Consider the following 26,207-nt stretch of genomic DNA (forward strand, 5'->3'; position numbering starts at 1 on the left):
AAAGTCCTAGCCTCTCAATTGTCTTTGGATTGTCGAGCAAGACGCAGTGGTTGAGTGGGCTCTACTAGGCTGATTTCATCAGCTTTTACATCCCTACTCAACTGTGCGGAGGTGGGACGACGAAATCGAATTCTAACGAATGACCGATTTCTGTCCCACTCTCTTCCCTCAGTTCTCATTTTAGTGCAAGGCCATACTGATAAAGTTCAGGATAAACAAAGCATCTAAAATCCAAATCATACTGTGAACCTCTTTGGCTTCACCTTTGACAAGTTTGGTCACTGTATAGGTAATAAAACCTGCTGCAATCCCATTTGTGATCGAATAGCTGAACCCCATAAAGATAGAAGTGAAGAAGGCTGGTACAGCTTCTGCCATATCATCCCAATGGATGTTTTTCAAGCTACTTAACATCATGATCCCAACGATAATCAAAATTGGTGCTGTCGCTGCAGTTGGCACAATGGCAAGAAGGGGACTAAAAATACTTGACACAGCAAAACAAAGAGCTACTACGAGGGCTGTCAGACCAGTCCGTCCACCAGCTCCAATACCCGCAGCTGACTCAACATAAGTTGTCACATTCGAAGTACCCGCAATTGCACCAACAGATGTCGCTACGAGATCTGAATAAAGGGCTTTATCCAATTTAGCGGATTGGTGATTTTCACCATTTGTGGCAACAATACCAACTTTTTCACCTGTTCCAATCAAGGTACCAATAGTATCAAAAATATCTGTCAATGAGAAAGCGAGAATAGCCATCAAGGTTTCAGGAAGACGAGAAGTATTGGTAATCAAAGAACCTAATCCTTCTGAACCAAGTGCAGCACCAAAAATTTTCCCAAGATCATTGACAGCTGCTCCAAGATGGGTACTACCAAAGTCAATCGTTGAAAGATCAACAATGCCAAATACAATAGCGAGGACTGTTGTCGTAAGGATAGATAGGATAATCCCTCCTTTAATGCCCTTGATGACAAAGAAAACAGTAATAGCTAAGCCAGCCAATGCAAGGAGGACTGTCGGACTATTGAAATTAACAAGTCCTGGGACCGCTGCAGAATTTGCTGTAATCGCCGCATTTGCCTTATCAGCCCCTTCTCCTGCTACTGTATAGGTATGTGGATCAATCGAAAACTTCAACAGACCAGCATTTTTAATTCCAACATAGGCCAAGAAAATTCCGATACCAGCAGAGATAGCTGAACGCAAAGCATTTGGAATTGACTCAATAATCATTTTCCGAACATTGGTTAATGTGATAACCAAGGAAATCAATCCGCAAATGAAGACCATTCCCAAAGCTTCTTTCCAAGAATAGCCCATCCCAAATACCACTGTAAAGGTAAAGAAGGCATTCAAGCCCATCCCCGGTGCTTGGGCATAAGGTAGATTGGCATAGAAAGCCATCATGAGAGTTCCAACGACTGACCCAATAATGGTTGCTAGAAATACTCCTTGAGCAGGCATACCTGTTTGGGAAAGCATTTGAGGGTTTACAAACAAGATATAAGACATGGCAAAGAATGTCGTTAAACCAGCTAATACCTCTGTACGAACCGTCGTTCCGTGTTCAGATAGTTTGAAAAACTTATCCATTTTTCCAATAAACTCCTTAAAAAAATAAATCTGTCCGCGATTCAATCACGAACAATACCAATATTTTATCAAATATCATTCACTTTTACAAGCGATTCATCTGGACAATCTTTCGTGGCACATCCTTTACCATTCGAAAGACTGAAATTTTCCTATTTATCTGGTATAATGGTAGCATTCTTCTTAAAATATGGTGCTCTTTACTCTATAAAACATTCCTTGTTTAGAGTACGAAAAACCATACAAATGAAAGGATTTTTCCTATGAATAAAAAACTAATCGCTGTCGATTTAGATGGCACCTTATTAAATTCTGAGAGTAAATTATCACCCTATACGATTGAAACCATCCAGAAAATCAGTGAACAAGGCCACCAGGTCATTATTACAACTGGGCGTCCCTATCGAATGGCAGATCATATCTATAAGGAATTGGGTTTGGAGAGTCCCATGATTAACTTTAACGGTGCTCTCACTCATATTCCAAATAAAAAATGGTCGAAAGAACTATCGATGACCCTTGATAAAAAATACCTCCTAGATATGGTCGAGAGAGAAAATGACATCCAGGCGGACTTTATTGCAGGGGAATATCGCAATAAGTTCTATGTCACACACACCTACCACCATACTATTGATCCTGCCTTATTTGGGGTTTCTAAAATCTCCTCCAAAACAAAATTTGAAGCTCGTAAAGTTACCGAAAATCCAAATGCTATCCTCTTTCAAACACGCGCTAAAGATAAGTATGCTTTAGCCGAAGAAATGCGTGACTACTACCATCATGAATTGGAAATCAATAGTTGGGGGGGACCGCTCAACATTCTCGAGTGCGCTCCAAAAGGGGTTAATAAAGCCTTTGCCCTCAACCATCTCCTCGAGACTTACGGACTTGATCGGAAAGACTTGATTGCTTTTGGGGATGAGCAAAACGATACAGACATGTTGGCTTTCGCAGGAACTGGTTATGCTATGAAAAACGCCAATCCTGTCCTCCTCCCCTATGCCGATAAACAAACCGAGTATACAAATGATCAGGACGGCGTTGCTCGTCAACTAGAAAAACTCTTCCTATAAATAAAGTGAATCGCTTGAATCACCTTTTACAAGAAAGGATTCAAGCTTTTTTGTTTTCTCAAACATACGAAACTTTATAGGGACTTTTTCTGAAAATAATTTAACCAGTTAAGTTTATTTTCAGAAAATTTTTCTATGTAAACGCTTGCTAACTGATGGAGTTTGTGATAAAATTAACATAACAAAAATAAAAAAGGAGCCTAGCTCGTTTCATACGATAATGATTCAAGTGATGTTACTTCTCGTTTTATTACCGTCTCTAATTCAACTAAGCTCTTGAGGAGGAAAACTATGAAAGCTGTTGTTGTAAATCCAGAAGGTACTGGTGTTGAAATTGTTGCAAACAAGGAGATGCGCCCATTAGAAACAGGGGAAGCTCTTGTTCAAATCGAATACTGTGGTGTCTGCCACACGGACTTGCACGTTGCTCACGGAGACTTCGGTAAAGTTCCAGGCCGTGTTCTTGGACACGAAGGAATCGGGATTGTTAAAGAACTTGCTCCAGATGTGACAAGTTTAAAAGTTGGTGACCGTGTCAGTGTTGCTTGGTTCTTCGAAGGATGTGGCACTTGTGAATACTGTACAACTGGTCGCGAAACTCTTTGCCGTACTGTAAAAAATGCTGGTTACTCTGTTGATGGAGGAATGGCTGAACAATGTATCGTAACTGCAGACTACGCAGTAAAAGTACCAGAGGGATTAGATCCAGCCCAAGCTTCTTCTATTACCTGTGCCGGTGTTACAACCTACAAAGCTATCAAAGAAGCCAAAGCTGAACCAGGCCAATGGATCGTTATCTATGGAGCTGGTGGCTTGGGTAACTTAGCTGTTCAATATGCCAAGAAAGTCTTCAACGCTCATGTCATCGCTGTCGATATCAACAATGATAAATTGGAATTGGCGAAAGAAGTTGGGGCAGACTTTGTCATTAATGGTCGTGAAGTCGAAGATGTCCCAGGATTGATCAAAGAAAAAACAAATGGTGGAGCTCACTCTGCTGTCGTAACAGCCGTTTCTAAAGTAGCCTTCAACCAAGCAGTAGATTCAGTTCGTGCGGGTGGTCGCGTTGTTGCAGTCGGACTTCCTTCTGAAATGATGGAGCTCAGCATTGTGAAAACAGTATTAGATGGTATCCAAGTCATTGGTTCTCTTGTTGGAACTCGTAAAGACTTAGAAGAAGCTTTCCAATTTGGTGCAGAAGGTTTGGTAGTGCCAGTCGTTCAAAAACGTCCAGTAGAAGATGCTGTTAAGGTCTTTGACGAAATGGAAGCCGGAACCATTCAAGGACGTATGGTACTTGACTTCACTAACTAAATAAACGAACCTACAAGACTAGTCCAAGAGGGCTGGTCTTTGAATTTAGACAAACTATTGTTTTACATAAAATAGCTAGATGATTTTCTTAAATGACTTTTACGTTTTAGTCATTTAAGAAAAGGAAAAAACTTTCCGCTGTGGGAAAAGTGCTTGAAACACAATTGTTTCAGACACTCGGAATTATTGAGACCTTAGGCTCAATAATTAGTTATGGAACTTCGAGGAAGTTCGCTGACGTCCGTACTCACCTAAGGAAAGTTTTTCATAAGACTATGGCTTCAATCTGAGACCAACCCAATTGGGCTGGTCTTTTTCACTTTCTCATAAGCAGGGCCTACAAGGAGTTTCTATATCTTTATTTTACCCCTCAGAAGCTACTACTTATCTTTTCAGAAACTTCGAATCCCCTTCACTCCCATTTTGTCAAGGATTTCCAAAGGCTTTTCGAGTTCAGTCGTAAAAAACTCTGCTAGCACTCGAAGATAAATATTAACAAATTAATATATTAAAAACCTTCTTTTTCCTTTAATTTAGTACTGAAAAATTGACTTTATGATGAAAACGTTTTATAATAAATTAGCTTAAAGTTTTCTTAAACTGAAAGTCAAACAAATTTTATAAGGAGGAATGTCAATAATGAGTATTGGTATCATTATTGCTAGCCACGGTGAATTTGCAGCTGGAATCCACCAATCCGGCTCGATGATCTTTGGGGATCAAGAGAAAGTTCAAGTGGTTACGTTCATGCCAAGTGAAGGCCCAGATGATCTCTATGCTAAATTCAATGCTGCTGTTGCCGCATTTGATGCAGAAGATGAAATCTTGGTTTTGGCTGACCTTTGGAGTGGTTCTCCATTTAACCAAGCTAGTCGTGTCATGGGGGAAAATCCAGATCGTAAATTTGCGATCATCACTGGATTAAACCTTCCGATGTTGATTCAAGCTTATACAGAGCGTTTGATGGATGCAAATGCAGGCGTTGATCAAATCGCTGCAAACATCATCAAAGAATCTAAAGATGGAATCAAAGCTCTTCCAGAAGAATTGAATCCTGTCGAAGAAGCAAGCACTGCTTCAGCTGCTCCTGTTGCCCAAGCTGCTATTCCAGAGGGAACAGTGATTGGAGATGGCAAACTCAAAATCAACCTTGCTCGTCTCGATACTCGTCTCCTTCATGGACAAGTCGCTACTGCTTGGACTCCTGATTCAAAAGCAGATCGCATTATCGTTGCTTCAGACTCAGTTGCCAAAGATGAACTCCGTAAAGAGTTGATTAAGCAGGCGGCACCAAATGGTGTAAAAGCAAACGTAGTCCCAATTCAAAAATTGATCGACGTCGCAAAAGATCCACGCTTTGGTGAAACACATGCTTTGATCTTATTTGAAACACCTCAAGACGCTCTTCGTGCCATCGAAGGTGGTGTTCCGATTAAAACCTTGAACGTTGGTTCAATGGCCCACTCAACTGGTAAAACCATGGTTAACAATGTGTTGTCAATGGATAAAGAAGATGTGGCTACATTTGAAAAAATGCGTGATCTTGGAGTAGAATTTGATGTCCGTAAAGTGCCAAATGACTCTAAGAAAGATTTGTTTGACTTAATTAACAAAGCTAACGTTCAATAATCGATTACTTACGAAAGGATTTTAAACATGTCTATTATTTCTATGGTATTAGTGGTCGTTGTTGCCTTCTTAGCAGGTCTTGAAGGTATCCTTGACCAATTCCAATTCCACCAACCACTTGTTGCTTGTACCTTAATCGGTTTGGTAACAGGTAACTTGACTGCCGGTGTGATGCTTGGTGGTTCCCTTCAATTACTTGCACTTGGCTGGGCAAACATTGGAGCTGCCGTTGCACCCGATGCTGCTCTTGCATCTGTCGCTGCTGCGATTATCTTGGTTCTTGGTGGTGACTTTAGTTCTAAAGGAATCGCTGTGGCTCAAGGTGTGGCTATTCCACTTGCAGTCGCTGGTCTTTTCTTGACCATGATCGTCCGTACTCTCTCTGTTGGTTTGGTCCACACTGCCGATGCTGCTGCTAAAAAAGGTGATATCAAAGGGGTAGAACGCGCTCACTTTGTAGCTCTTCTTCTTCAAGGTCTTCGTATCGCTATTCCTGCAGCCCTCTTGTTGATGATCCCTGCTGAAACTGTTAAAGGTGCGCTTGAAGCGATGCCTGCTTGGTTGTCAGACGGTATGCAAATCGGTGGAGGTATGGTTGTAGCCGTTGGTTATGCTATGGTTATCAACATGATGGCAAGCCGTGAAGTTTGGCCATTCTTTGCCATTGGTTTTGCACTTGCTGCCGTCAGCGAATTAACTTTGATTGCTCTTGGAGCGATTGGTGTTGCCCTTGCCTTGATTTACCTTTCACTTTCTAAGAAAGGTGGCAACGGAGGTGGCGGAGTCGCTACTTCTAATGACCCAATCGGCGATATTCTCGAAGACTATTAAGAAAGGTGTGACACTATCATGACTGAAAAATTACAATTATCTAAATCAGATCGTCAAAAAGTTTGGTGGCGTTCAACCTTCTTGCAAGGTTCTTGGAACTACGAACGGATGCAAAACTTGGGTTGGGCTTACTCATTGATCCCAGCTATCAAAAAACTCTACACCAAGAAAGAAGACCAAGCGGCTGCTCTTGAGCGTCACATGGAGTTCTTCAACACTCACCCATACGTAGCTGCTCCAATCATCGGGGTTACTCTTGCCCTTGAAGAAGAAAAAGCAAACGGTGCTGCTATTGATGATGCTGCTATCCAAGGGGTTAAAATTGGTATGATGGGGCCTTTGGCTGGTATCGGAGATCCAGTCTTCTGGTTTACAGTTCGTCCGATCCTTGGAGCACTTGGTGCATCTCTTGCCTTGACTGGTAATATCCTTGGTCCACTCATCTTCTTCCTTGCATGGAACGCAATTCGTATGTCCTTCTTGTGGTATACCCAAGAACTTGGATACAAAGCCGGTTCTGAAATTACCAAAGATATGTCTGGTGGAATCTTGCAAGATATCACTAAAGGAGCTTCTATCCTTGGGATGTTTATCCTCGCTGTCTTAGTAGAACGTTGGGTATCGATTAAATTTATCTTCAATGTCTCATCAGTTAAGCTAGACGATAAAGCTTATATCCACTGGGATAAACTTCCTGAAGGATACAAGGGAATCCAAGAAGCCTTCGCTCAAGTTGGTTCAGGCCTATCTCAAACACCGGAAAAAGTTACGACTTTCCAACAAAACTTGGATTCATTGATTCCTGGTTTGATGGGCTTACTTCTTACTTTTGCTTGTATGTGGTTGCTTAAGAAGAAAGTATCTCCTATCACTATCATCATCGCCCTCTTTGTCATCGGTGTCTTGGCACACGTTGCGGGCTTGATGTAAGCAAAGATCAACAAAAAAGAAGGTTTCGACCTTCTTTTTATTATGATATAATGAAATGAACATAGTTACAGGAGGAGCACATGGCGCAATCACAGAATAAAACCGTGGAATTCCATACCACTGGTGTCTCTTATCTAGGGGTTGGAGGAAAGGTTGGAAAAATTTTAGTTGGGAATGCTGCTTTCGAATTTTATGCGGATGCAAATGTTGAAGACTACATCCAAATTCCCTGGCAGGATATCGAACAAATCGGAGCTAATGTATCCGGACGTAAAATTAGCCGCCATTTTGAAATCTATACCAAAGAATCAAAATTTCTCTTTGCTTCTAAAGACTCGGGAAAAATCTTGAAAATTGCACGAGAACATTTAGGAAATGATAAAATTGTCAAGCTACCGACCTTGATCCAAACCATCGTAGCTAAAATTAAAAATCTATTTGCAAAATAATTGCTTTTCTTGTATAATAAACGAAAACGGATAAGTAAATTAAGAAAATCTTTCAGAAAGTCTGCGGTTGCTGCGAGCAGATAGAAATCTTAATTGAATTCTACCGTTTAGTTAAAATACAATATCGAATCAAGTGCACACCTGTGAAGTTGGATGGAACCGTGGCTCTGCCACTCCAACACTCTGACAGGTGTGTTTTTTGTTAAAGGAGAAGCTATGTTAGATATTAAACGGATTCGTACAGACTTTGATGCAGTTGCTGAAAAATTAGCGACACGCGGTGTAGATGCTGCCATCTTGAACGAAATGAAAGAAATCGATGCCAAGCGTCGTGACATCTTGGTCAAAGTAGAAGGCCTCAAGGCTGAGCGTAACACCGTTTCTGCTGAAATCGCCCAAGCCAAACGCAACAAAGAAAATGCAGATGATAAGATTGCTGCCATGCAAACTCTTTCTGCAGAAGTCAAAGCACTCGATGCAGAATTGGCAGAAATCGATGCGAAATTGACAGAATTTACCACTACTCTTCCAAACATCCCAGCTGACAGTGTTCCTATTGGAGCAGACGAAGACGATAACGTAGAAGTTCGCCGTTGGGGAACTCCTCGTGAGTTTGACTTTGAACCAAAAGCCCACTGGGATCTTGGCGAGGACTTAGACATCCTTGACTGGGAACGTGGTGGGAAAGTTACTGGTGCACGCTTCCTTTTCTATAAAGGCCTGGGAGCTCGTTTGGAACGTGCCATCTACAACTTTATGCTAGATGAGCACGGTAAGGAAGGCTATACGGAAGTCATCACCCCTTACATGGTCAACCATGACTCTATGTTTGGTACTGGGCAATATCCAAAATTTAAGGAAGATACTTTTGAACTCAGCGATACTAACTATGTCTTGATCCCAACTGCTGAAGTGCCTCTAACGAACTACTACCGTGATGAAATCATCGATGGCAAAGATTTGCCAATCTACTTTACTGCCATGAGCCCATCTTTCCGTTCAGAAGCTGGTTCTGCCGGTCGAGATACTCGTGGCTTGATCCGTTTACACCAATTCCATAAGGTTGAAATGGTCAAATTTGCCAAACCGGAAGAATCATACGAAGAATTGGAGAAAATGACAGCCAACGCTGAAAACATCCTTCAAAAACTAAACTTGCCATACCGTGTCGTTGCTCTTTCTACAGGAGATATGGGCTTCTCAGCTGCTAAGACTTATGACTTGGAAGTTTGGATTCCTGCTCAAAACACCTACCGTGAAATCTCAAGCTGTTCCAATACAGAAGATTTCCAAGCCCGTCGTGCGCAAATCCGTTACCGTGATGAAGCAGATGGTAAAGTGAAACTTCTTCATACCTTGAATGGTTCTGGATTGGCTGTTGGACGTACCGTCGCTGCTATTCTTGAAAACTATCAAAACGCAGATGGTTCTGTAACCATTCCAGAAGTCCTTCGTCCATACATGGGTGGAGCTGAAGTTATTGCACCAAAATAAGATAAGATAAGATAAAAAAACTGAGTCTTGCATCTGCAAGCCCAGTTTTTTTAATATTTACGAAAACGCTGGTAGCGTTGCTCTAGCAGATCTTCGAGAGACAAAGCTTGTAGTTCCTTCAATTCTGCTTGAATTTCCTTCTTCACTTGAGCTAGTAGTTCTCCATTTGAGAAACCATGCTCCGGAATCACCTTGTCCACAATATCCATATTTAACAACTCATGCGAAGTAATCTTCATCAACTCAGCAGCTTCCATGGCACGGCTTCCATCTTTCCATAGAATAGAAGCAAATCCTTCTGGACTCAAGACGGCATAGATAGAGTTCTCCAACATCCAGACCTTGTCCGCTACAGCCAGAGCAAGGGCGCCACCTGAGCCTCCTTCTCCGATGATAATTGCAATAATCGGAACCTTTAAATCACTCATTTCCATGAGGTTACGCGCGATAGCCTCACCCTGTCCCCGTTCTTCAGCGCCAACACCCGGATAAGCACCCGCGGTATTGATGAAGGTTACTACTGGACGACCAAACTTCTCCGCCTGTTTCATCAGACGCAAAGCTTTTCGATAACCTTCAGGGTGGGGTTGACCAAAGTTTCTACTTAGGTTATCCTGAAGATTCTTTCCTTTTTGAATCCCGACAACCGTTACCGCTTGATCTCCAAGCCAACCAATTCCACCAATCACTGCACCGTCATCTCGGAAATTCCGATCTCCATGTAGTTCGATAAAGTTTTCAAAAATTCCATGAGCATAATCAAGAGCTGTCAAACGTCCTTGGTCACGAGCTTCTTTAATAATTTGTGTTATTCTTGTCATTACTTCCCTCCATGAAAGGCTAACAAGTCTGCGATTGTTGAACGCATATCACTACGCTGGACAATCACATCCACAAAGCCATGCTCTTGTAAAAATTCAGCCTTTTGGAAATTATCCGGCAACTGTTCCCGCACGGTTGACTCGATCACTCGACGACCTGCAAATCCCACAAGGGCTTGACTCTCTGCAATGATGATATCCCCTTCCATTGCAAATGACGCCGTTACCCCTCCTGTTGTTGGGTCTGTTAGAACGGTAAGATAAAACAAGCCTGCTTTTGAGTGTCTTTGAACAGCTGCAGAGATTTTAGCCATCTGCATCAAACTGACGATTCCTTCTTGCATCCGAGCACCACCAGAAGCTGTAAAGAGCACGACTGGGAGCTTTTCTTCTGTCGCCAATTCAAATAGGCGGGTAATCTTTTCACCGACCACAGAGCCCATAGAAGCCATGATAAAATTGGAATCCATAATACCAAGAGCGACTTTATGGCCCCCAATCTTTGCAGTTCCTGTTAACACAGCCTCATCAAGCCCTGTTAATTCACGAACAGTCGCCAATTTCTTCTTGTAGTTTGGAAACTTAAGCGGGTCCTTGGTCTCAATACCCGTAAACAGTTCAATAAAGCTTCCTGGATCAATTGTCAATTGAAGCCGTTCTACAGCAGAAATACGGAAGGTATAGCCACACTTAGGACACAGACGTTCACTTCCTAGATCCTTTTGGTAAATGGTATGTTTACAGCCCGGACACTGAGAAAACAACTCATCTGGAACCTCTGGTTTCGGCTGAGGTGCTTCAATGGCCGACCGATTGGGATTAATTCGAATGTACTTATCTTTTTTAGAAAATAAAGCCATCAACTTCTCCTTACTTGGTAAAAGAACTTTGTAATTGTGCGCGTTCATTCCTTGTGAAAATGAATCTCACATTTACAAAGTTCAATGCTTATTGATTTTTCTGATAATTTGGTAAAAATTTTTCCATCAGAAAGGCGGTATCGTAATCTCCAGCAATCACATTCGAATCTGAAATCAAATCCAATTGGAAATCACTGTTGGTCATTACACCGTCAATTTCCAACTCATAGAGGGCGCGTTGCATCTTCATCAAGGCATCGAAACGATTCTCTCCATGGACAATGATTTTGGCAATCATACTATCGTAGTAAGGTGGAATCGTATAGCCAGGATAGACTGCAGAATCCACGCGCAAGCCAACCCCTCCACTTGGAAGGTAGAGATTGGTGATCTTTCCTGGACTTGGTGCAAAGTTGAAGGCAGGATTTTCCGCATTGATCCGGCATTCAATGGCATGACCGGAAATTTGGATATCTTCTTGACGCACAGACAATTCTTGGCCTTCAGCAATCTTAATTTGCTCTTTCACGATATCAATTCCTGTGACAAATTCCGTCACGGGATGCTCAACTTGAACCCGAGTATTCATCTCCATGAAGTAAAATTCGCCTTTTCCTTCATCATAAAGAAACTCAATCGTCCCAGCATTTTCATAACCAACAGATTCGGCTGCTCGGACGGCTGCAGAGCCTATTTGGTCTCGAATCGTCTTTCCAATTGCAACGGACGGGGATTCTTCAAGAACCTTTTGATTGTTTCTCTGAAGCGAGCAATCCCGCTCACCCAAATGAACCACATGTCCAAATTGGTCAGCTAAAATTTGCACCTCAATGTGACGAGCAGGATAGATGACGCGTTCTAGGTACATCGCACCATTGCCAAAGGCTGCCTTAGCCTCTGTTGAAGCAGATTCAAAGGCTGGAACCAGGTCTTCTGCCCGTTCCACTTTACGTATTCCTTTACCTCCACCTCCAGCTGAGGCCTTCAACATGACAGGATAACCAATCCGATCTGCAACCTTCAAGGCTTCTTCAGCAGAATGAACTTCTCCATCTGATCCTGGAATAACAGGCACACCTGCTTTAATCATTTGCGCCCGGGCATTAATTTTATCTCCCATCATATCCATGACAGATCCTGATGGTCCGATAAACTTAATTCCGACTTCTTCACACATGGTTGCAAACTTCGAATTTTCACTTAAAAATCCAAAACCTGGGTGAATAGCTTCTGAACCAGTTAGAACTGCCGCAGATAAGACGGCATTCATATTCAAATACGACTCTGTTGACTTGGCAGGCCCAATACAAACTGCTTCATCCGCAAGTAAGGTATGCAAGGCTTCCTTATCAGCCGTTGAATAGACAGCGACTGTTTCAATTCCTAATTCACGAGCAGCTCGAATAATCCGGACCGCAATTTCACCACGATTCGCGATTAAAATTTTTCGGAACATAGAAACCTCCCTAGTTACCAATTGCAAATGTTAGGGTTCCGCTAGCAGCTAATTTCCCGTCGACTTCCGCTTTTGCTTCTACGACCGCAATCGAGCCACGACGCTTAACAAAGGTAGCTGTCATCACGAGCTGATCTCCCGGAACAACTTGTTTTTTAAATTTAACCTTATCCATTCCAGCATAAAAGACTAATTTCCCTTTATTTTCTGGTTTGGACAATTCTAAGACACCCGCAGTTTGTGCCAAGGCTTCCATAATGAGAACACCTGGCATAACTGGGTAGCTTGGAAAGTGCCCATTAAAGAAGGGCTCATTGATCGTAACATTCTTGATGGCTACAATCGTATCCTCGCTTGTTTCAAGGACGCGGTCCACCAATAACATAGGGTAGCGGTGCGGAAGAGCCTCTTTAATAGCTTGAATATCGATCATTTAATCCGTACCAATCCTTTCCCAAACTCAACCATTTCTTCATTTGAAACAAGGATTTCAGTTACAATTCCATCCCTTGGTGCAGGAACTTCGTTCATAACTTTCATTGCTTCAATAATCAATAGAGTTTGCCCTTTTGAGACACTATCTCCAACCTGAACAAAGGCTGGTTTATCTGGACCTGAAGCTAAATAAGCTACACCGACAAGAGGACTTTCAACTACTTCCCCTTCTACTACCACTGCTGGAGCAGCTTCTGGAGCTGGTACTGAAGGAGCAACCGGTTCTTCTGCAAGAACCACAGGGCTCTCAACAGTGGGTGCTGCTTCCTGAACGACAGGAGCTGGAGTAGCCGGTTGCGGGCTAGCTACACTGCCAGAATTTTTACTAAATGATAGCACATCAGTTGCATTTTGATAGGTAAATTCACGAAGACTGGATTGGTCAAATTGACTCATCAAGTCTTTAATTTCTTGAATATTCACTTTATCCCTCCCAACGTTTAAAGGCTAAGACAGCATTGTGTCCTCCAAATCCAAATGTATTGGAAATAGCATAAGAAATCGGACGCTCTTGGCCTTCACCAAAGATGACATTGGCTTCAATATAATCTGATAACTCTTGTGTTCCGGCAGTTTTTGGAACATATTGATGGCGAATTGCTTCGATCGTTGCAATGGCTTCAACTGCTCCTGCTGCTCCCAAGAGGTGACCTGTAAATGATTTTGTAGAAGATACTGGAACTTCTGTACCAAATACAGAAACGATTGCACCACTTTCTCCTTTTTCATTTGCTGGAGTAGAGGTACCATGGGCATTGACATAATCAACTTGAGCTGGTTCAATTTCTGCCTCATCCAAAGCCAACTTCATTGCCTTGATAGCTCCTTGGCCTTCTGGATGTGGAGAAGTCATATGGTAGGCATCACAGGTATTTCCGTAGCCCACGACTTCAGCAAGAATGGTTGCACCACGTTTTTCAGCGTGTTCCAAACTTTCAAGCACCAACATTCCTGACCCTTCTCCCATTACAAATCCATTCCGATCTTTATCAAATGGAATAGAAGCACGAGTTGGATCTTCTGTTGTTGAAAGAGCTGTTAGGGCTTGGAAACCGGCGATTGCAAATGGCGTAATAGAAGCTTCTGAACCACCTACCAACATCAAATCTTGGAAACCAAACTTAATAGCGCGGAAAGCATCCCCAATCGCATCATTTGAAGAGGCACAAGCTGTGTTGATTGATTTACAAATTCCATTAGCTCCAAAACGCATCGCAACATTCCCAGATGCCATATTTGGCAGAGCTTTTGGAAGGGTCATTGGTTTGACACGTTTTGGTCCTTTTTCATGCAAACGAATCACTTGATCTTCGATTTCTTTGATGCCACCGATACCAGAAGCAACAATGACACCAAAACGATCTTTATCAATAGCTTCTACGTCTAAACCTGCATGATTCACAGCTTCTTGAGCTGCATACAAGGCATATAAAGAGTAGTTATCAAAGCGATTTGTATCTTTTTTGATAAAGTACTTATCAAATGGAAAATCTTGGATTTCAGCTGCATTATGAACAGCAAAGTCACTGTGGTCAAATTTTGTGATCGGACCAATTCCAATCTTTCCTTCTTTTAAGCTATTCCAAAATTCTTCTGGAGTGTTTCCGATTGGAGATGTCAAGCCATAGCCTGTTACAACAACACGATTTAATTTCATTTCAAAACCTACCTCTTTTTATTGCATGGTTAAGCCACCATCAATTGCGATGACTTGCCCTGTTAGATATTCTTGAGTTGCAAGAAAGACTGCAACATCTGCCACTTCTTCTGTATTTCCAAATCGTTTCATTGGAATTTGAGCGAGAGACATTTCTTTAATTTTTTCCGGAAGTCCTTCTGTCATATCAGACTCAATGAAGCCCGGAGCAATGACATTGACTCGAACATTTCTTCCGGCTACTTCACGCGCTACCGATTTAGAAAAACCGATCAATCCAGCTTTTGAGGCAGCATAGTTAGCTTGTCCAACATTTCCTGTCAGACCGACAACACTCGACATGTTAATGATAGCACCTTCACGTGCTTTGGTCATCGGTTTTAAGACTGATTGTGTCATATTAAAAGCACCAGTCAAATTCACCTTCAAGACTTGCTCAAAATCTTCTTCCGTCAATTTTAACATGAGCTTATCATTGGTAATCCCAGCATTGTTGACAAGAATATCTACTGACCCAAGTGCGTCAATCGCTTCCGCCACCATTCGCTTCGCTTCCGCAGCTTGGGATACATCCCCAGTAACGCCAACAACTTTCACACCGTAAGAGGCAAATTCATCTACTAGGCCTGCTGGGAGCTCTCCACGACTATTTAAGACAATGTTAGCACCTTTTGAAGCAAATTTACGAGCAATAGCCAATCCAATGCCTCGACTTGAGCCAGTAACAAATACATTTTTATTCTTCAGTTCCATAGTCACCTCATCTATTCGTTCAGTAGAGCATCAAGGCTAGCCTGATCCTCAACATTTTTTGTTGGAAGAGTTTTATCGATTTTTTTCAAGAAGCCAGTCAAGACCTTCCCTGGACCAATCTCAATCACTTCATCTACTCCAAATTCTTGAATCGTCGCAATCGAATCATAGAAACGAACGGGCTCCATCACTTGGCGAGCCAATAATGTTTTGATTTCGTCTGATTTCATAATCTGCGCTTCTGTATTCCCAACCAAAGGCAAGGTAAAGTCCTTAAAAGTAACTTTTTCAAGTTCAGTCGCTAGTTTCTCACTAGCAGAAGCGAGTAAAGCTGTATGGAAGGGACCAGAGACATTGAGTGGGATTAGACGCTTAGCGCCCGCTTCTTGTAATAATTCAACTGCATAATCCACAGCTTCAACCTCTCCACCAATCACAATTTGGGCAGGAGTATTGTAGTTAGCTGGTGTTACAACTCCCTTTTCAGAAGCCTGTTGACAGATTTCTTCAATCAAGGCAGGATCAGTATTCATGACAGCTACCATCTTCCCGCTTCCAGCAGGCGCAGCTGTTTCCATAAATTCACCCCGCTTGGCTACCAAAGCGACTGCTTCTTCAAAAGAAAGAGCACCTGCAGCAACCAAAGCAGAATATTCTCCTAGAGAAAGACCGGCAACAATATCCGGTGTCATGCCCTTTTCTGCTAATAGACGATAAATAGCTACTGAAGTTGTCAAAATAGCCGGTTGGGTAAAGCGTGTTTGATTGAGCTTGTCTTCATCAGAATCAATCAATTCTCGTAAATCATAGCCCAAAATCTGACTTGCAGTATCAAATGTCTCCTTAACAATCGGATAAGTTGCATACAAGTCACTAGCCATCCCCAATTTTTGGGCACCTTGACCAGCAAATAAGAAAGCACGTTTTGTCACTGTCCTCTTCCTTTCCTTTACTTGTTAGAATTTGACATCTGCCCAGCGAGCTGCTTCTTTCTGAATGACTTTAGCAGCTCCAAAATAGATATCTTCCAAGATTTCAGCACAGGTTTCTTCTTTACCTACGAGACCTGCAATTTGTCCTGCCATCACAGATCCGTTATCAACGTCTCCGTCCACAACAGCATTGCGAAGAGCACCTGCTCCTAATTCTTCAATTTCTTCTTGAGTCTTCTTACCTGCCAAGAAATCTTTTTCCGCTTGGTTATAGGCAGAAGCCAATTTATTCTTAATCGCACGAACTGGATGGCCAACAACTGACGCAGACACTACTGTATCAATGTCTTTAGCTTTCAAGATTTTATTCTTAAAGTTTTGGTGAGCATTTGATTCTTTAGCTACGACAAATCGTGTTCCCACTTGAACAGCAGCTGCTCCAAGCATGAAGACTGCAGCTGCTCCAGCACCATCAGCCACACCACCAGCACCAATAACGGGAATAGAAACAGCTTCGACCACTTGACGAACCAGGGTCATGGTAGTCAATTTACCAATATGCCCACCTGCTTCCATTCCTTCAGCAATCACAGCATCCGCACCTAGTTTTTCCATCCGTTTTGCTAAAGCTACTGAAGGTACAACTGGAATAACGGTAATGCCAGCTTCGTGGAAACGATCCATATATTTCCCAGGATTCCCTGCACCAGTGGTAACAACTTTAACCCCTTCTTCGATAACCAAGTCAACAATGTCATCTGCAAAAGGAGAGAGGAGCATGATATTCACTCCAAAAGGTTTGTCAGTAATGGATTTGACACGATCAATATTCGCTTTGACAACTTCTTTAGGTGCATTTCCTCCACCGATGATCCCAAGACCACCTGCATTGGATACAGCTCCAGCAAGATCTCCATCTGCTACCCAAGCCATACCACCTTGGAAAATTGGATATTTAATGTTTAATAATTCTGTAATTCGTGTTTGCATAGTACCTTCCTCATTTTCGCTTAAGTAATAGTTTGAAAGCGGTTCTTTGCTTTGAGCGTCAAACTATTACCTAAACAAGAGAGAATATCTTTCGATACTCTCATCCATTATTATTTAGTTTTTTCTTCTACGTAAGCAACAAGGTCACCTACAGTAGACAATCCTTCTTCAGTTTCAATTTGAATGTCGAATGCATCTTCAATTTCTGAAATCACTTGGAACAAATCCAATGAATCAGCTTCAAGATCTTCAAAAGTAGACTCAAGTGTTACTTCTGATGGTTCTTTACCAAGTTCTTCAACGATAATTTCTTGTACTTTTTCAAATACTGCCATGATTGGCCTCCTTAAAATAATAAAAAATTTTTAAAATGTGTTACCACATGTTTAACTAGATTGTAACAAGAAGTGAGCCCCATGTCAAACCTCCACCAAATCCAGACAGAAGAATTGTTTGACTTCCATCCAATTTGATCAGTCCTTGGTCGACACACTCCGATAATAAAATTGGAATACTTGCGGCACTCGTGTTACCATATTCCATCATGTTTGCAGGAAGTTTTTCCCGATCAACCCCGATTTTCTTAGCCATTTTATCTAAGATACGGTCATTTGCTTGGTGCAGAAGAAAAAAATCAATCTCTTCAACAGGCACTGGAGCATCTGCTAACGTATTTTTAATACTCTTAGCCACATCCCGAATGGCAAAATCAAAGACTGCTCTCCCATCCATTGACAAATATTTTTTATCTTCTTCCTTATCAGAATATGGTGAAGATAAACCAACAGATGATGATTGAAGAACTTCTCCACGGGAACCGTCTGAAAACAGACTTTCTGCTAAAAAAGTTTGTTGCTCGGAAGCTTCCAATAAAACACCGCCAGCACCATCCCCAAACAAGACTGCTGTTGTCCGATCTTCCCAATCGATCACTTTCGATAAGGTTTCACTTCCGATAACGATTCCTCGTTTGTACTGGCCAGAGCGAATATACTTTTCAGCAGTCGCAAGCGCAAATACAAATCCACTACAAGCAGCGGTCAAATCAAAAACAAAGGCTTTAGAGGCACCAATTTTAGCTTGAACACGAGCAGCTGTAGATGGCATCATGGAATCCGGTGAAATCGTAGCAACAAAGATAAAATCCAACTGATCCGCTTGTAAACCACTTTTTTCAAGCAAGCGACGAGCCACTTCCGTAGCTAAATCGCTGGTTGATTCTGATTGAGAAATATGACGCTTCCGAATTCCTGTCCGACTAGCAATCCACTCATCACTGGTATCCATCCGTTCAGAAAGATCCTGATTGGAAATCACTTGGATTGGCGCATAATGGGCTGCCTGACTAATTTTTGCAAAAGTCATTATTTCAAATCCTCCAAGAAACGATAAAGGTTCTGCAACCCTTTTTGCATCACTTTCCGTTCATCTGGAGACATCCCATCTATAATCTGATTAACCATCCGCTTGTGAAATTGTTGGTGAAGCCGATACAAGAGTTTTCCTCTTTTGGTCAAACTCAAATGGACAACCCGACGATCAACTTCAGATCTGGTTCGTTCAATATAACCTTTTCGTTCAAGGTTATTTAAACTGGTTGTGACTGTACCTAACGTTACCATTAACGAACGCGAAATATCACTTGGAGTTGCGTTTGGTGTTGAGCCGATGACATCTATTGTGTGCATTTCCTTAATAGAAACATCATTAAATCGACTGCTACGTAAACTAGTTTCTTCGATGACTAAAACGTTGTTAAAAATGGATGTAAGGTAATCATTGACTAGTTGAAAATTCAAAAACCACACCCCCTATTCATTACTTTGATAATCGAATTTTATCAAAATTCAAAGCAAATAGCAAGTCTCAACAACAAAAACATAAAAATTTTACGTTTTTATTTTCCTATAAATTTTGGACGTCGACGCTCTGAATAGGCAATAACTCCCTCTTTAAAGTCTTCTTTTAAAGATAGATTTCTTTGCAATCTCAACTCAATTTCAGCATAGCGATCCCAATCAGTCAGCATGCTAGACCAGGCCAACTCTTTAATCGCAGCAAAAGAATTGTCTGAGCTACGTCTTAACTTCATGAGAAGTTGATTGGCAGTCTTATCTAATTTTTCTACTTCAGAAACCTTATAAACAACTCCATATTCCAGAGCCTTTTCAGCACCTAATGGTTCACCAGTCATCGCTAACTGAGTTGCTCTACTCAAACCAATCGCTCTTCCTAAAAGGAAAAGACCACCAGCATCAGGAGCTAAACCGACTCCCACAAATGCTTGAATAAACTTCGCTTTATCAGAAGCAATACAAAAATCTGCCGCTACTGCCATATTAGCAGTTGCTCCTGCAACCGCACCATCTGCGACCATAATCACCGGTTTTGGAATTTGCTTCATTCTTTTGGAGATTTGATTAACCAATTCCGCAATTTGCGTTAAAGAATCGATATCATCGGCATCGACAGCCCGTTTCATCTCTGCTAGATCACCACCGACTGAAAAAACCTTTCCGACTGCTTTAAATAAAATAAAACGAACGTCTGCGTTCTTCTCAGCTAATTCTAATGCTTCAAGAATTTCCTGACACATTGGAATGTTAAAACCATTTGAAACCTCAGGCCTATTTAAAATAATGGATGCGAGATCCTCTTGTACAGAAAATATAATCGTTTCGAACACCATAAGCCACCTCTTTACTAATTAGCCGTTCAAATTATTTGATAGTTGAACTTGTTTATTTTTATATTATTTTAGCACAACTACTTTGAGAAGTAAATTACATTTTCATAACAAAGTGTCTCATCCGAAAGACTCCCTTGATAACAGTGCTATTTTAGATTGTAACAAGGCCCTATCTTTGGTATAATTTAAAGAAAGTTGTGTAAAGGAGTCCACATGAAAGTAGTTAAATTTGGTGGTAGTTCATTAGCATCTGCTACCCAGCTAGAAAAAGTATTCAATATCGTTAAAGAAGATGAAACCCGTAAATACGTTGTCGTCTCTGCTCCAGGGAAACGAAATCCTGAGGATACAAAAGTTACAGATGCCCTCATTAAGTATTACAAAGAATATACCAACGGAAAAGATACTAGTCAAAGTCAAGAATGGATTATCAATCGCTATCGTTCTATTACAGAGGAGTTAGACTTGGACAAGGAAATCATTGAAGAGATTTCTAGAGATATCAAGTCTCTTGCAACACTTCCCAAATCCGATAACACCTTCTTATATGATACTTTCTTGGCCGCTGGAGAGAACAACAATGCAAAACTAATCGCAGCATACTTTGTAAAAAAAGGATTAGATGCAAAATATATTCATCCAAAAAATGCAGGTATTTTTGTAACAAGTGAACCTTGCAATGCTCGTATTCTCCCTTCTAGTTATGACAAGATTGAAGAACTGAGTAACCATAATGAGATTTTAGTTATCCCAGGATTCTTTGGAATTACAAAAGAAGGCCAAGTATGTACATTCTCGAGAGGAGGATCTGACATTACAGGATCCATTATCGCAGCGGGAGTTAAAGCAGATCTCTACGAGAACTTTACGGACGTAGACGGTATTTTTTCAGCCCACCCAGGAATCATTAAACATCCTCATTCTATTCCTGAATTAACCTATAAAGAGATGCGGGAATTAGCCTATGCTGGCTTTAGTGTCCTCCATGATGAAGCACTGGTACCAGCCTATCGTGGAAAGATTCCAATGGTGATCAAGAACACCAACAATCCAAAACATCCAGGTACGAAGATTGTGCTGAACCATACCGATGAAAATGTTAAAGTTGTTGGAATTGCAGGAGATTCTGGATTTGTCAGCATTAATACCACCAAATACCTAATGAATAGAGAAGTCGGATTTGGTAGAAAATTATTGCAAATTTTAGAAGATTTGAATATTAGTTGGGATCATATGCCAACAGGTATTGACGACTTATCAGTCATTCTTCGGTCAAAAGAATTGACTCCAATTAAAGAACAAGAAATTTTAAAACATCTAATCCAAGATTTACAAGTGGATTATGCCGAAATCGAACATGATCTTTCCATTATTATGATTGTCGGAGAGAATATGAAAAATCAAATTGGTGTAACGGCTACAGCCACAAAGGCTTTATCAGAAAATAACATTAATATCCAAATGATTTCGCAAGGATCCAGCGAAGTTTCCATCATGTTTGTAGTCAATCAAGAACAAGAAAAACAAGCTATTAAAGCTCTATACGATGTTTTCTTTAAATAAGAAAAAAGGTTCGAAAGAACCTTTTTTAATTTATTAATAAAAGAGAGAAATAAAAAAAACCCTTTCGGGTACTGACTCCGCCAGTAGGACTCGAACCTACGACATCATGATTAACAGTCATGCGCTACTACCAACTGAGCTATGGCGGAAAAAAGCTAAGCGACTACCATATCTCACAGGGGGCAACCCCCAACTACTTCCGGCGTTCTAGGGCTTAACTTCTGTGTTCGGCATGGGTACAGGTGTATCTCCTAGGCTATCGTCACTTAACTCTGAATGATGAACATTCAAAATTGAATACCTATATTCTAACAAAAATCTAAACCGCTGTAAATATCCTCAGTTACTTTTTGGATAAGTCCTCGAGCTATTAGTATTAGTCCGCTCCATTGCTCACACAACTTCCACTCCTAACCTATCTACCTGATCTTCTCTCAGGGCTCTTACTAACATATAGTTATGGGAAATCTCATCTTGAGGTGGGTTTCACACTTAGATGCTTTCAGCGTTTATCCCTTCCCTACATAGCTACCCAGCGATGCCTCTGGCGAGACAACTGGTACACCAGCGGTAAGTCCACTCTGGTCCTCTCGTACTAGGAGCAGATCCTCTCAAATTTCCTACGCCCGCGACGGATAGGGACCGAACTGTCTCACGACGTTCTGAACCCAGCTCGCGTGCCGCTTTAATGGGCGAACAGCCCAACCCTTGGGACCGACTACAGCCCCAGGATGCGACGAGCCGACATCGAGGTGCCAAACCTCCCCGTCGATGTGAACTCTTGGGGGAGATAAGCCTGTTATCCCCAGGGTAGCTTTTATCCGTTGAGCGATGGCCCTTCCATACGGAACCACCGGATCACTAAGCCCGACTTTCGTCCCTGCTCGAGTTGTAGCTCTCGCAGTCAAGCTCCCTTATACCTTTACACTCTGCGAATGATTTCCAACCATTCTGAGGGAACCTTTGGGCGCCTCCGTTACCTTTTAGGAGGCGACCGCCCCAGTCAAACTGCCCGTCAGACACTGTCTCCGATAGGGATCACCTATCCGGGTTAGAGTGGCCATAACACAAGGGTAGTATCCCAACAACGCCTCCATCGAAACTGGCGTCCCGATATCAATGGCTCCTACCTATCCTGTACATGTGGCACAGACACTCAATATCAAACTGCAGTAAAGCTCCATGGGGTCTTTCCGTCCTGTCGCGGGTAACCTGCATCTTCACAGGTACTAAAATTTCACCGAGTCTCTCGTTGAGACAGTGCCCAAATCATTACGCCTTTCGTGCGGGTCGGAACTTACCCGACAAGGAATTTCGCTACCTTAGGACCGTTATAGTTACGGCCGCCGTTTACTGGGGCTTCAATTCATACCTTCGCGTTACCGCTAAGCACTCCTCTTAACCTTCCAGCACCGGGCAGGCGTCACCCCCTATACATCATCTTACGATTTAGCAGAGAGCTGTGTTTTTGATAAACAGTTGCTTGGGCCTATTCACTGCGGCTGACATAAAGTCAGCACCCCTTCTCCCGAAGTTACGGGGTCATTTTGCCGAGTTCCTTAACGAGAGTTCTCTCGCTCACCTGAGGCTACTCGCCTCGACTACCTGTGTCGGTTTGCGGTACGGGTAGAGTATGTTTAAACGCTAGAAGCTTTTCTTGGCAGTGTGACATCACTAACTTCGCTACTAAACTTCGCTCCCCATCACAGCTCAATGTTATAGAACTAAGCATTTAACTCAATTCACACCTCACTGCTTAGACGTGCACTTCCAATCGCACGCTTTAGTTAGCCTACTGCGTCCCTCCATCACTACATACTCTAGTACAGGAATATCAACCTGTTGTCCATCGGATACACCTTTCGGTCTCTCCTTAGGTCCCGACTAACCCAGGGCGGACGAGCCTTCCCCTGGAAACCTTAGTCTTACGGTGGACAGGATTCTCACCTGTCTTTCGCTACTCATACCGGCATTCTCACTTCTATGCGTTCCAGCACTCCTCACGGTATACCTTCTTCACACATAGAACGCTCTCCTACCATACCATTAAAGGTATCCACAGCTTCGGTAAATTGTTTTAGCCCCGGTACATTTTCGGCGCAGGGTCACTCGACTAGTGAGCTATTACGCACTCTTTGAATGAATAGCTGCTTCTAAGCTAACATCCTAGTTGTCTGTGCAACCCCACATCCTTTTCCACTTAACAATTATTTTGGGACCTTAGCTGGTGGTCTGGGCTGTTTCCCTTTCGACTACGGATCTTAGCACTCGCAGTCTGACTGCCGACCATAATTCATTGGCATTCGGAGTTTATCTGAGATTGGTAATCCGGGATGGACCCCTCACCCAAACAGTGCTCTACCTCCAAGAATCTTTATGTCGACGCTAGCCCTAAAGCTATTTCGGAGAGAACCAGCTATCTCCAAGTTCGTTTGGAATTTCTCCGCTACCCACAAGTCATCCAAGCACTTTTCAACGTGCCCTGGTTCGGTCCTCCAGTGCGTTTTACCGCACCTTCAACCTGCTCATGGGTAGGTCACATGGTTTCGGGTCTACGACATAATACTAAAGCGCCCTATTCAGACTCGGTTTCCCTACGGCTCCGTCTCTTCAACTTAACCTCGCATCATATCGTAACTCGCCGGTTCATTCTACAAAAGGCACGCTCTCACCCATTAACGGGCTCGAACTTGTTGTAGGCACACGGTTTCAGGTTCTATTTCACTCCCCTCCCGGGGTGCTTTTCACCTTTCCCTCACGGTACTGGTTCACTATCGGTCACTAGGGAGTATTTAGGGTTGGGAGATGGTCCTCCCAGATTCCGACGAGATTCCACGTGTCTCGCCGTACTCAGGATACTGCTAGGTATAAAGACTATTTAAAATACGAGGCTGTTACTCTCTTTGGCCTACCTTCCCAGGTAGTTCTTCTATAATCTTTATGTCCACATTGCAGTCCTACAACCCCGAAGAGTAAACTCTTCGGTTTGCCCTCCTGCCGTTTCGCTCGCCGCTACTAAGGCAATCGCTTTTGCTTTCTCTTCCTGCAGCTACTTAGATGTTTCAGTTCACTGCGTCTTCCTCCTCATATCCTTAACAGATATGGGTAACAGGTATCACCTGCTGGGTTCCCCCATTCGGACATCCCCGGATCAGCGCTTACTTACAGCTCCCCGAGGCATTTCGTCGTTTGTCACGTCCTTCTTCGGCTCCTAGTGCCAAGGCATCCACCGTGCGCCCTTATTAACTTAACCTTATTAACCTAATTTCTTAAAAAATTAGAAAACTCATTAAATATTCACAGCGTTTTCGGTTTATTTTCTTGTTACTATTTGATATAGATATTCAATTTTCAATGTTCATCCTTGGTGATCTCTCACCAATGGAGCCTAGCGGGATCGAACCGCTGACCTCCTGCGTGCAAAGCAGGCGCTCTCCCAGCTGAGCTAAGGCCCCACAAGACCTCTCAAAACTAAACAAGACGAACGTGCAGGTTTCCTTATCCTTAGAAAGGAGGTGATCCAGCCGCACCTTCCGATACGGCTACCTTGTTACGACTTCACCCCAATCATCTATCCCACCTTAGGCGGCTGGCTCCTAAAAGGTTACCTCACCGACTTCGGGTGTTACAAACTCTCGTGGTGTGACGGGCGGTGTGTACAAGGCCCGGGAACGTATTCACCGCGGCGTGCTGATCCGCGATTACTAGCGATTCCGACTTCATGTAGGCGAGTTGCAGCCTACAATCCGAACTGAGACTGGCTTTAAGAGATTAGCTTGCCGTCACCGACTTGCGACTCGTTGTACCAGCCATTGTAGCACGTGTGTAGCCCAGGTCATAAGGGGCATGATGATTTGACGTCATCCCCACCTTCCTCCGGTTTATTACCGGCAGTCTCGCTAGAGTGCCCAACTAAATGATGGCAACTAACAATAGGGGTTGCGCTCGTTGCGGGACTTAACCCAACATCTCACGACACGAGCTGACGACAACCATGCACCACCTGTCACCTCTGTCCCGAAGGAAAACTCTATCTCTAGAGCGGTCAGAGGGATGTCAAGACCTGGTAAGGTTCTTCGCGTTGCTTCGAATTAAACCACATGCTCCACCGCTTGTGCGGGCCCCCGTCAATTCCTTTGAGTTTCAACCTTGCGGTCGTACTCCCCAGGCGGAGTGCTTAATGCGTTAGCTGCGGCACTGAGTCCCGGAAAGGACCCAACACCTAGCACTCATCGTTTACGGCGTGGACTACCAGGGTATCTAATCCTGTTTGCTCCCCACGCTTTCGAGCCTCAGCGTCAGTTACAAGCCAGAGAGCCGCTTTCGCCACCGGTGTTCCTCCATATATCTACGCATTTCACCGCTACACATGGAATTCCACTCTCCCCTTCTGCACTCAAGTTAAACAGTTTCCAAAGCGTACTATGGTTAAGCCACAGCCTTTAACTTCAGACTTATCTAACCGCCTGCGCTCGCTTTACGCCCAATAAATCCGGATAACGCTCGGGACCTACGTATTACCGCGGCTGCTGGCACGTAGTTAGCCGTCCCTTTCTGGTAAGATACCGTCACAGTGTGAACTTTCCACTCTCACACTCGTTCTTCTCTTACAACAGAGCTTTACGATCCGAAAACCTTCTTCACTCACGCGGCGTTGCTCGGTCAG

At 42.8% G+C, this 26,207-nt stretch carries 22 protein-coding genes, 2 tRNA genes and 3 rRNA genes; 8 read left to right on the forward strand and 19 right to left on the reverse strand.

Annotated features, from left to right (window positions below; all coding sequences use genetic code 11):
* Nucleotides 1-180: 180 nt before the first annotated feature.
* Nucleotides 181-1,602: an NCS2 family permease gene (locus tag DW738_RS10125; RefSeq protein WP_023022264.1), complete on the reverse strand. Its 1,422-nt coding sequence runs from the start codon at nt 1,600-1,602 to the stop codon at nt 181-183.
* A gap of 263 nt (nt 1,603-1,865) precedes the next feature.
* Between DW738_RS10125 and DW738_RS10130 the strand changes: the two genes are divergently transcribed.
* The 7 genes from DW738_RS10130 (at nt 1,866) to serS (ending at nt 9,325) form a co-directional block, all read left to right on the forward strand.
* Nucleotides 1,866-2,678 carry a Cof-type HAD-IIB family hydrolase gene (locus tag DW738_RS10130; RefSeq protein WP_123160933.1) on the forward strand — a complete coding sequence of 271 codons (813 nt, stop codon included), beginning with the start codon at nt 1,866-1,868 and terminating at the stop codon, nt 2,676-2,678.
* 291 nt (nt 2,679-2,969) lie between these two features.
* On the forward strand, nt 2,970-3,992 hold the full coding sequence (gene adhP / locus DW738_RS10135; protein ID WP_048715224.1) for an alcohol dehydrogenase AdhP: 1,023 nt from the start codon (nt 2,970-2,972) through the stop codon (nt 3,990-3,992).
* 639 nt (nt 3,993-4,631) lie between these two features.
* On the forward strand, nt 4,632-5,621 hold the full coding sequence (locus tag DW738_RS10140; RefSeq protein WP_120701222.1) for a PTS sugar transporter subunit IIB: 990 nt from the start codon (nt 4,632-4,634) through the stop codon (nt 5,619-5,621).
* A gap of 27 nt (nt 5,622-5,648) precedes the next feature.
* Nucleotides 5,649-6,452: a PTS mannose/fructose/sorbose transporter subunit IIC gene (locus DW738_RS10145; protein WP_023022258.1), complete on the forward strand. Its 804-nt coding sequence runs from the start codon at nt 5,649-5,651 to the stop codon at nt 6,450-6,452.
* Between the two features lie 18 nt (nt 6,453-6,470).
* Nucleotides 6,471-7,382 (forward strand): PTS system mannose/fructose/sorbose family transporter subunit IID, encoded by a 912-nt coding sequence (locus DW738_RS10150; protein ID WP_023022256.1) that lies wholly within the window; start codon nt 6,471-6,473, stop codon nt 7,380-7,382.
* An 80-nt stretch (nt 7,383-7,462) separates the two neighbouring features.
* Nucleotides 7,463-7,831 (forward strand): DUF956 family protein, encoded by a 369-nt coding sequence (locus DW738_RS10155; protein ID WP_123160934.1) that lies wholly within the window; start codon nt 7,463-7,465, stop codon nt 7,829-7,831.
* A 216-nt stretch (nt 7,832-8,047) separates the two neighbouring features.
* Nucleotides 8,048-9,325: a serine--tRNA ligase gene (gene serS / locus DW738_RS10160; protein WP_123160935.1), complete on the forward strand. Its 1,278-nt coding sequence runs from the start codon at nt 8,048-8,050 to the stop codon at nt 9,323-9,325.
* Between the two features lie 50 nt (nt 9,326-9,375).
* On the opposite strand, the gene DW738_RS10165 is transcribed toward serS, so the two are convergent.
* The 13 genes from DW738_RS10165 to DW738_RS10225 form a co-directional block, all read right to left on the reverse strand.
* On the reverse strand, nt 9,376-10,146 hold the full coding sequence (locus tag DW738_RS10165; RefSeq protein ID WP_023022250.1) for an acetyl-CoA carboxylase carboxyl transferase subunit alpha: 771 nt from the start codon (nt 10,144-10,146) through the stop codon (nt 9,376-9,378).
* A complete protein-coding gene (gene accD, locus DW738_RS10170; protein WP_042361364.1) occupies nt 10,146-11,006 on the reverse strand; it encodes an acetyl-CoA carboxylase, carboxyltransferase subunit beta in 861 nt (286 codons plus the stop codon). Before accD ends, DW738_RS10165 begins: the two co-directional genes overlap by 1 nt.
* A gap of 88 nt (nt 11,007-11,094) precedes the next feature.
* Complete coding sequence (locus tag DW738_RS10175) at nt 11,095-12,462, reverse strand: acetyl-CoA carboxylase biotin carboxylase subunit (protein WP_023022246.1); 1,368 nt, start codon at nt 12,460-12,462, stop codon at nt 11,095-11,097.
* A gap of 10 nt (nt 12,463-12,472) precedes the next feature.
* Complete coding sequence (fabZ, locus tag DW738_RS10180) at nt 12,473-12,895, reverse strand: 3-hydroxyacyl-ACP dehydratase FabZ (RefSeq protein ID WP_006596902.1); 423 nt, start codon at nt 12,893-12,895, stop codon at nt 12,473-12,475.
* Nucleotides 12,892-13,380, reverse strand: a complete 489-nt coding sequence (accB, locus tag DW738_RS10185) for an acetyl-CoA carboxylase biotin carboxyl carrier protein (protein ID WP_023022244.1) — start codon at nt 13,378-13,380, stop codon at nt 12,892-12,894. The genes fabZ and accB overlap by 4 nt, the downstream gene beginning before the upstream one ends.
* Before the next feature lies 1 nt (nt 13,381).
* Nucleotides 13,382-14,614, reverse strand: a complete 1,233-nt coding sequence (gene fabF, locus DW738_RS10190) for a beta-ketoacyl-ACP synthase II (RefSeq protein ID WP_023022242.1) — start codon at nt 14,612-14,614, stop codon at nt 13,382-13,384.
* 18 nt (nt 14,615-14,632) lie between these two features.
* A complete protein-coding gene (fabG, locus tag DW738_RS10195) occupies nt 14,633-15,367 on the reverse strand; it encodes a 3-oxoacyl-[acyl-carrier-protein] reductase (RefSeq protein ID WP_023022240.1) in 735 nt (244 codons plus the stop codon).
* An 11-nt stretch (nt 15,368-15,378) separates the two neighbouring features.
* Nucleotides 15,379-16,299, reverse strand: coding sequence for an ACP S-malonyltransferase (fabD, locus tag DW738_RS10200; RefSeq protein WP_123160936.1), 921 nt, complete (start codon nt 16,297-16,299; stop codon nt 15,379-15,381).
* Nucleotides 16,300-16,323: 24 nt separating this feature from the next.
* Entirely contained in the window at nt 16,324-17,289 is a 966-nt protein-coding gene (fabK, locus tag DW738_RS10205) for an enoyl-[acyl-carrier-protein] reductase FabK (protein WP_023027704.1), read from the reverse strand.
* 110 nt (nt 17,290-17,399) lie between these two features.
* A complete protein-coding gene (locus DW738_RS10210; protein WP_003003892.1) occupies nt 17,400-17,624 on the reverse strand; it encodes an acyl carrier protein in 225 nt (74 codons plus the stop codon).
* A gap of 55 nt (nt 17,625-17,679) precedes the next feature.
* Nucleotides 17,680-18,654: a beta-ketoacyl-ACP synthase III gene (locus tag DW738_RS10215; RefSeq protein ID WP_123160937.1), complete on the reverse strand. Its 975-nt coding sequence runs from the start codon at nt 18,652-18,654 to the stop codon at nt 17,680-17,682.
* Entirely contained in the window at nt 18,654-19,088 is a 435-nt protein-coding gene (locus tag DW738_RS10220) for a MarR family transcriptional regulator (protein WP_042507432.1), read from the reverse strand. Before DW738_RS10220 ends, DW738_RS10215 begins: the two co-directional genes overlap by 1 nt.
* 98 nt (nt 19,089-19,186) lie before the next feature.
* Nucleotides 19,187-19,978 carry an enoyl-CoA hydratase gene (locus DW738_RS10225; RefSeq protein ID WP_123160938.1) on the reverse strand — a complete coding sequence of 264 codons (792 nt, stop codon included), beginning with the start codon at nt 19,976-19,978 and terminating at the stop codon, nt 19,187-19,189.
* 213 nt (nt 19,979-20,191) lie between these two features.
* On the opposite strand from DW738_RS10225, the gene DW738_RS10230 reads away from it, so the two are divergent.
* Nucleotides 20,192-21,541: an aspartate kinase gene (locus tag DW738_RS10230; protein WP_123160939.1), complete on the forward strand. Its 1,350-nt coding sequence runs from the start codon at nt 20,192-20,194 to the stop codon at nt 21,539-21,541.
* Nucleotides 21,542-21,616: 75 nt separating this feature from the next.
* On the opposite strand, the gene DW738_RS10235 is transcribed toward DW738_RS10230, so the two are convergent.
* The 5 genes from DW738_RS10235 to DW738_RS10255 form a co-directional block, all read right to left on the reverse strand.
* A tRNA-Asn gene (locus tag DW738_RS10235) sits at nt 21,617-21,690 on the reverse strand.
* Nucleotides 21,691-21,695: 5 nt separating this feature from the next.
* Nucleotides 21,696-21,811: ribosomal RNA gene (gene rrf / locus DW738_RS10240) — 5S ribosomal RNA — on the reverse strand.
* Nucleotides 21,812-21,891: 80 nt separating this feature from the next.
* Nucleotides 21,892-24,794: ribosomal RNA gene (locus DW738_RS10245) — 23S ribosomal RNA — on the reverse strand.
* A 129-nt stretch (nt 24,795-24,923) separates the two neighbouring features.
* Nucleotides 24,924-24,996, reverse strand: a tRNA-Ala gene (locus DW738_RS10250).
* Between the two features lie 53 nt (nt 24,997-25,049).
* Nucleotides 25,050-26,207, reverse strand: a 16S ribosomal RNA gene (locus DW738_RS10255); the annotation flags it as partial.

The sequence above is a fragment of the Streptococcus sp. AM28-20 genome, from assembly GCF_003603595.1.
Lineage (GTDB): Bacteria > Bacillota > Bacilli > Lactobacillales > Streptococcaceae > Streptococcus > Streptococcus ilei.

What these genes read in the sequence shown, in the direction of transcription:
- DW738_RS10125 (WP_023022264.1), bottom strand. Translation starts at nt 1,602, where the DNA reads ATGGATAAGTTTTTCAAACTATCTGAACACGGAACGACGGTTCGTACA.
- DW738_RS10130 (WP_123160933.1), top strand. Translation starts at nt 1,866, where the DNA reads ATGAATAAAAAACTAATCGCTGTCGATTTAGATGGCACCTTATTAAAT.
- adhP (WP_048715224.1), top strand. Translation starts at nt 2,970, where the DNA reads ATGAAAGCTGTTGTTGTAAATCCAGAAGGTACTGGTGTTGAAATTGTT.
- DW738_RS10140 (WP_120701222.1), top strand. Translation starts at nt 4,632, where the DNA reads ATGAGTATTGGTATCATTATTGCTAGCCACGGTGAATTTGCAGCTGGA.
- DW738_RS10145 (WP_023022258.1), top strand. Translation starts at nt 5,649, where the DNA reads ATGTCTATTATTTCTATGGTATTAGTGGTCGTTGTTGCCTTCTTAGCA.
- DW738_RS10150 (WP_023022256.1), top strand. Translation starts at nt 6,471, where the DNA reads ATGACTGAAAAATTACAATTATCTAAATCAGATCGTCAAAAAGTTTGG.
- DW738_RS10155 (WP_123160934.1), top strand. Translation starts at nt 7,463, where the DNA reads ATGGCGCAATCACAGAATAAAACCGTGGAATTCCATACCACTGGTGTC.
- serS (WP_123160935.1), top strand. Translation starts at nt 8,048, where the DNA reads ATGTTAGATATTAAACGGATTCGTACAGACTTTGATGCAGTTGCTGAA.
- DW738_RS10165 (WP_023022250.1), bottom strand. Translation starts at nt 10,146, where the DNA reads ATGACAAGAATAACACAAATTATTAAAGAAGCTCGTGACCAAGGACGT.
- accD (WP_042361364.1), bottom strand. Translation starts at nt 11,006, where the DNA reads ATGGCTTTATTTTCTAAAAAAGATAAGTACATTCGAATTAATCCCAAT.
- DW738_RS10175 (WP_023022246.1), bottom strand. Translation starts at nt 12,462, where the DNA reads ATGTTCCGAAAAATTTTAATCGCGAATCGTGGTGAAATTGCGGTCCGG.
- fabZ (WP_006596902.1), bottom strand. Translation starts at nt 12,895, where the DNA reads ATGATCGATATTCAAGCTATTAAAGAGGCTCTTCCGCACCGCTACCCT.
- fabF (WP_023022242.1), bottom strand. Translation starts at nt 14,614, where the DNA reads ATGAAATTAAATCGTGTTGTTGTAACAGGCTATGGCTTGACATCTCCA.
- fabG (WP_023022240.1), bottom strand. Translation starts at nt 15,367, where the DNA reads ATGGAACTGAAGAATAAAAATGTATTTGTTACTGGCTCAAGTCGAGGC.
- fabK (WP_023027704.1), bottom strand. Translation starts at nt 17,289, where the DNA reads ATGCAAACACGAATTACAGAATTATTAAACATTAAATATCCAATTTTC.
- DW738_RS10210 (WP_003003892.1), bottom strand. Translation starts at nt 17,624, where the DNA reads ATGGCAGTATTTGAAAAAGTACAAGAAATTATCGTTGAAGAACTTGGT.
- DW738_RS10215 (WP_123160937.1), bottom strand. Translation starts at nt 18,654, where the DNA reads ATGACTTTTGCAAAAATTAGTCAGGCAGCCCATTATGCGCCAATCCAA.
- DW738_RS10225 (WP_123160938.1), bottom strand. Translation starts at nt 19,978, where the DNA reads ATGGTGTTCGAAACGATTATATTTTCTGTACAAGAGGATCTCGCATCC.
- DW738_RS10230 (WP_123160939.1), top strand. Translation starts at nt 20,192, where the DNA reads ATGAAAGTAGTTAAATTTGGTGGTAGTTCATTAGCATCTGCTACCCAG.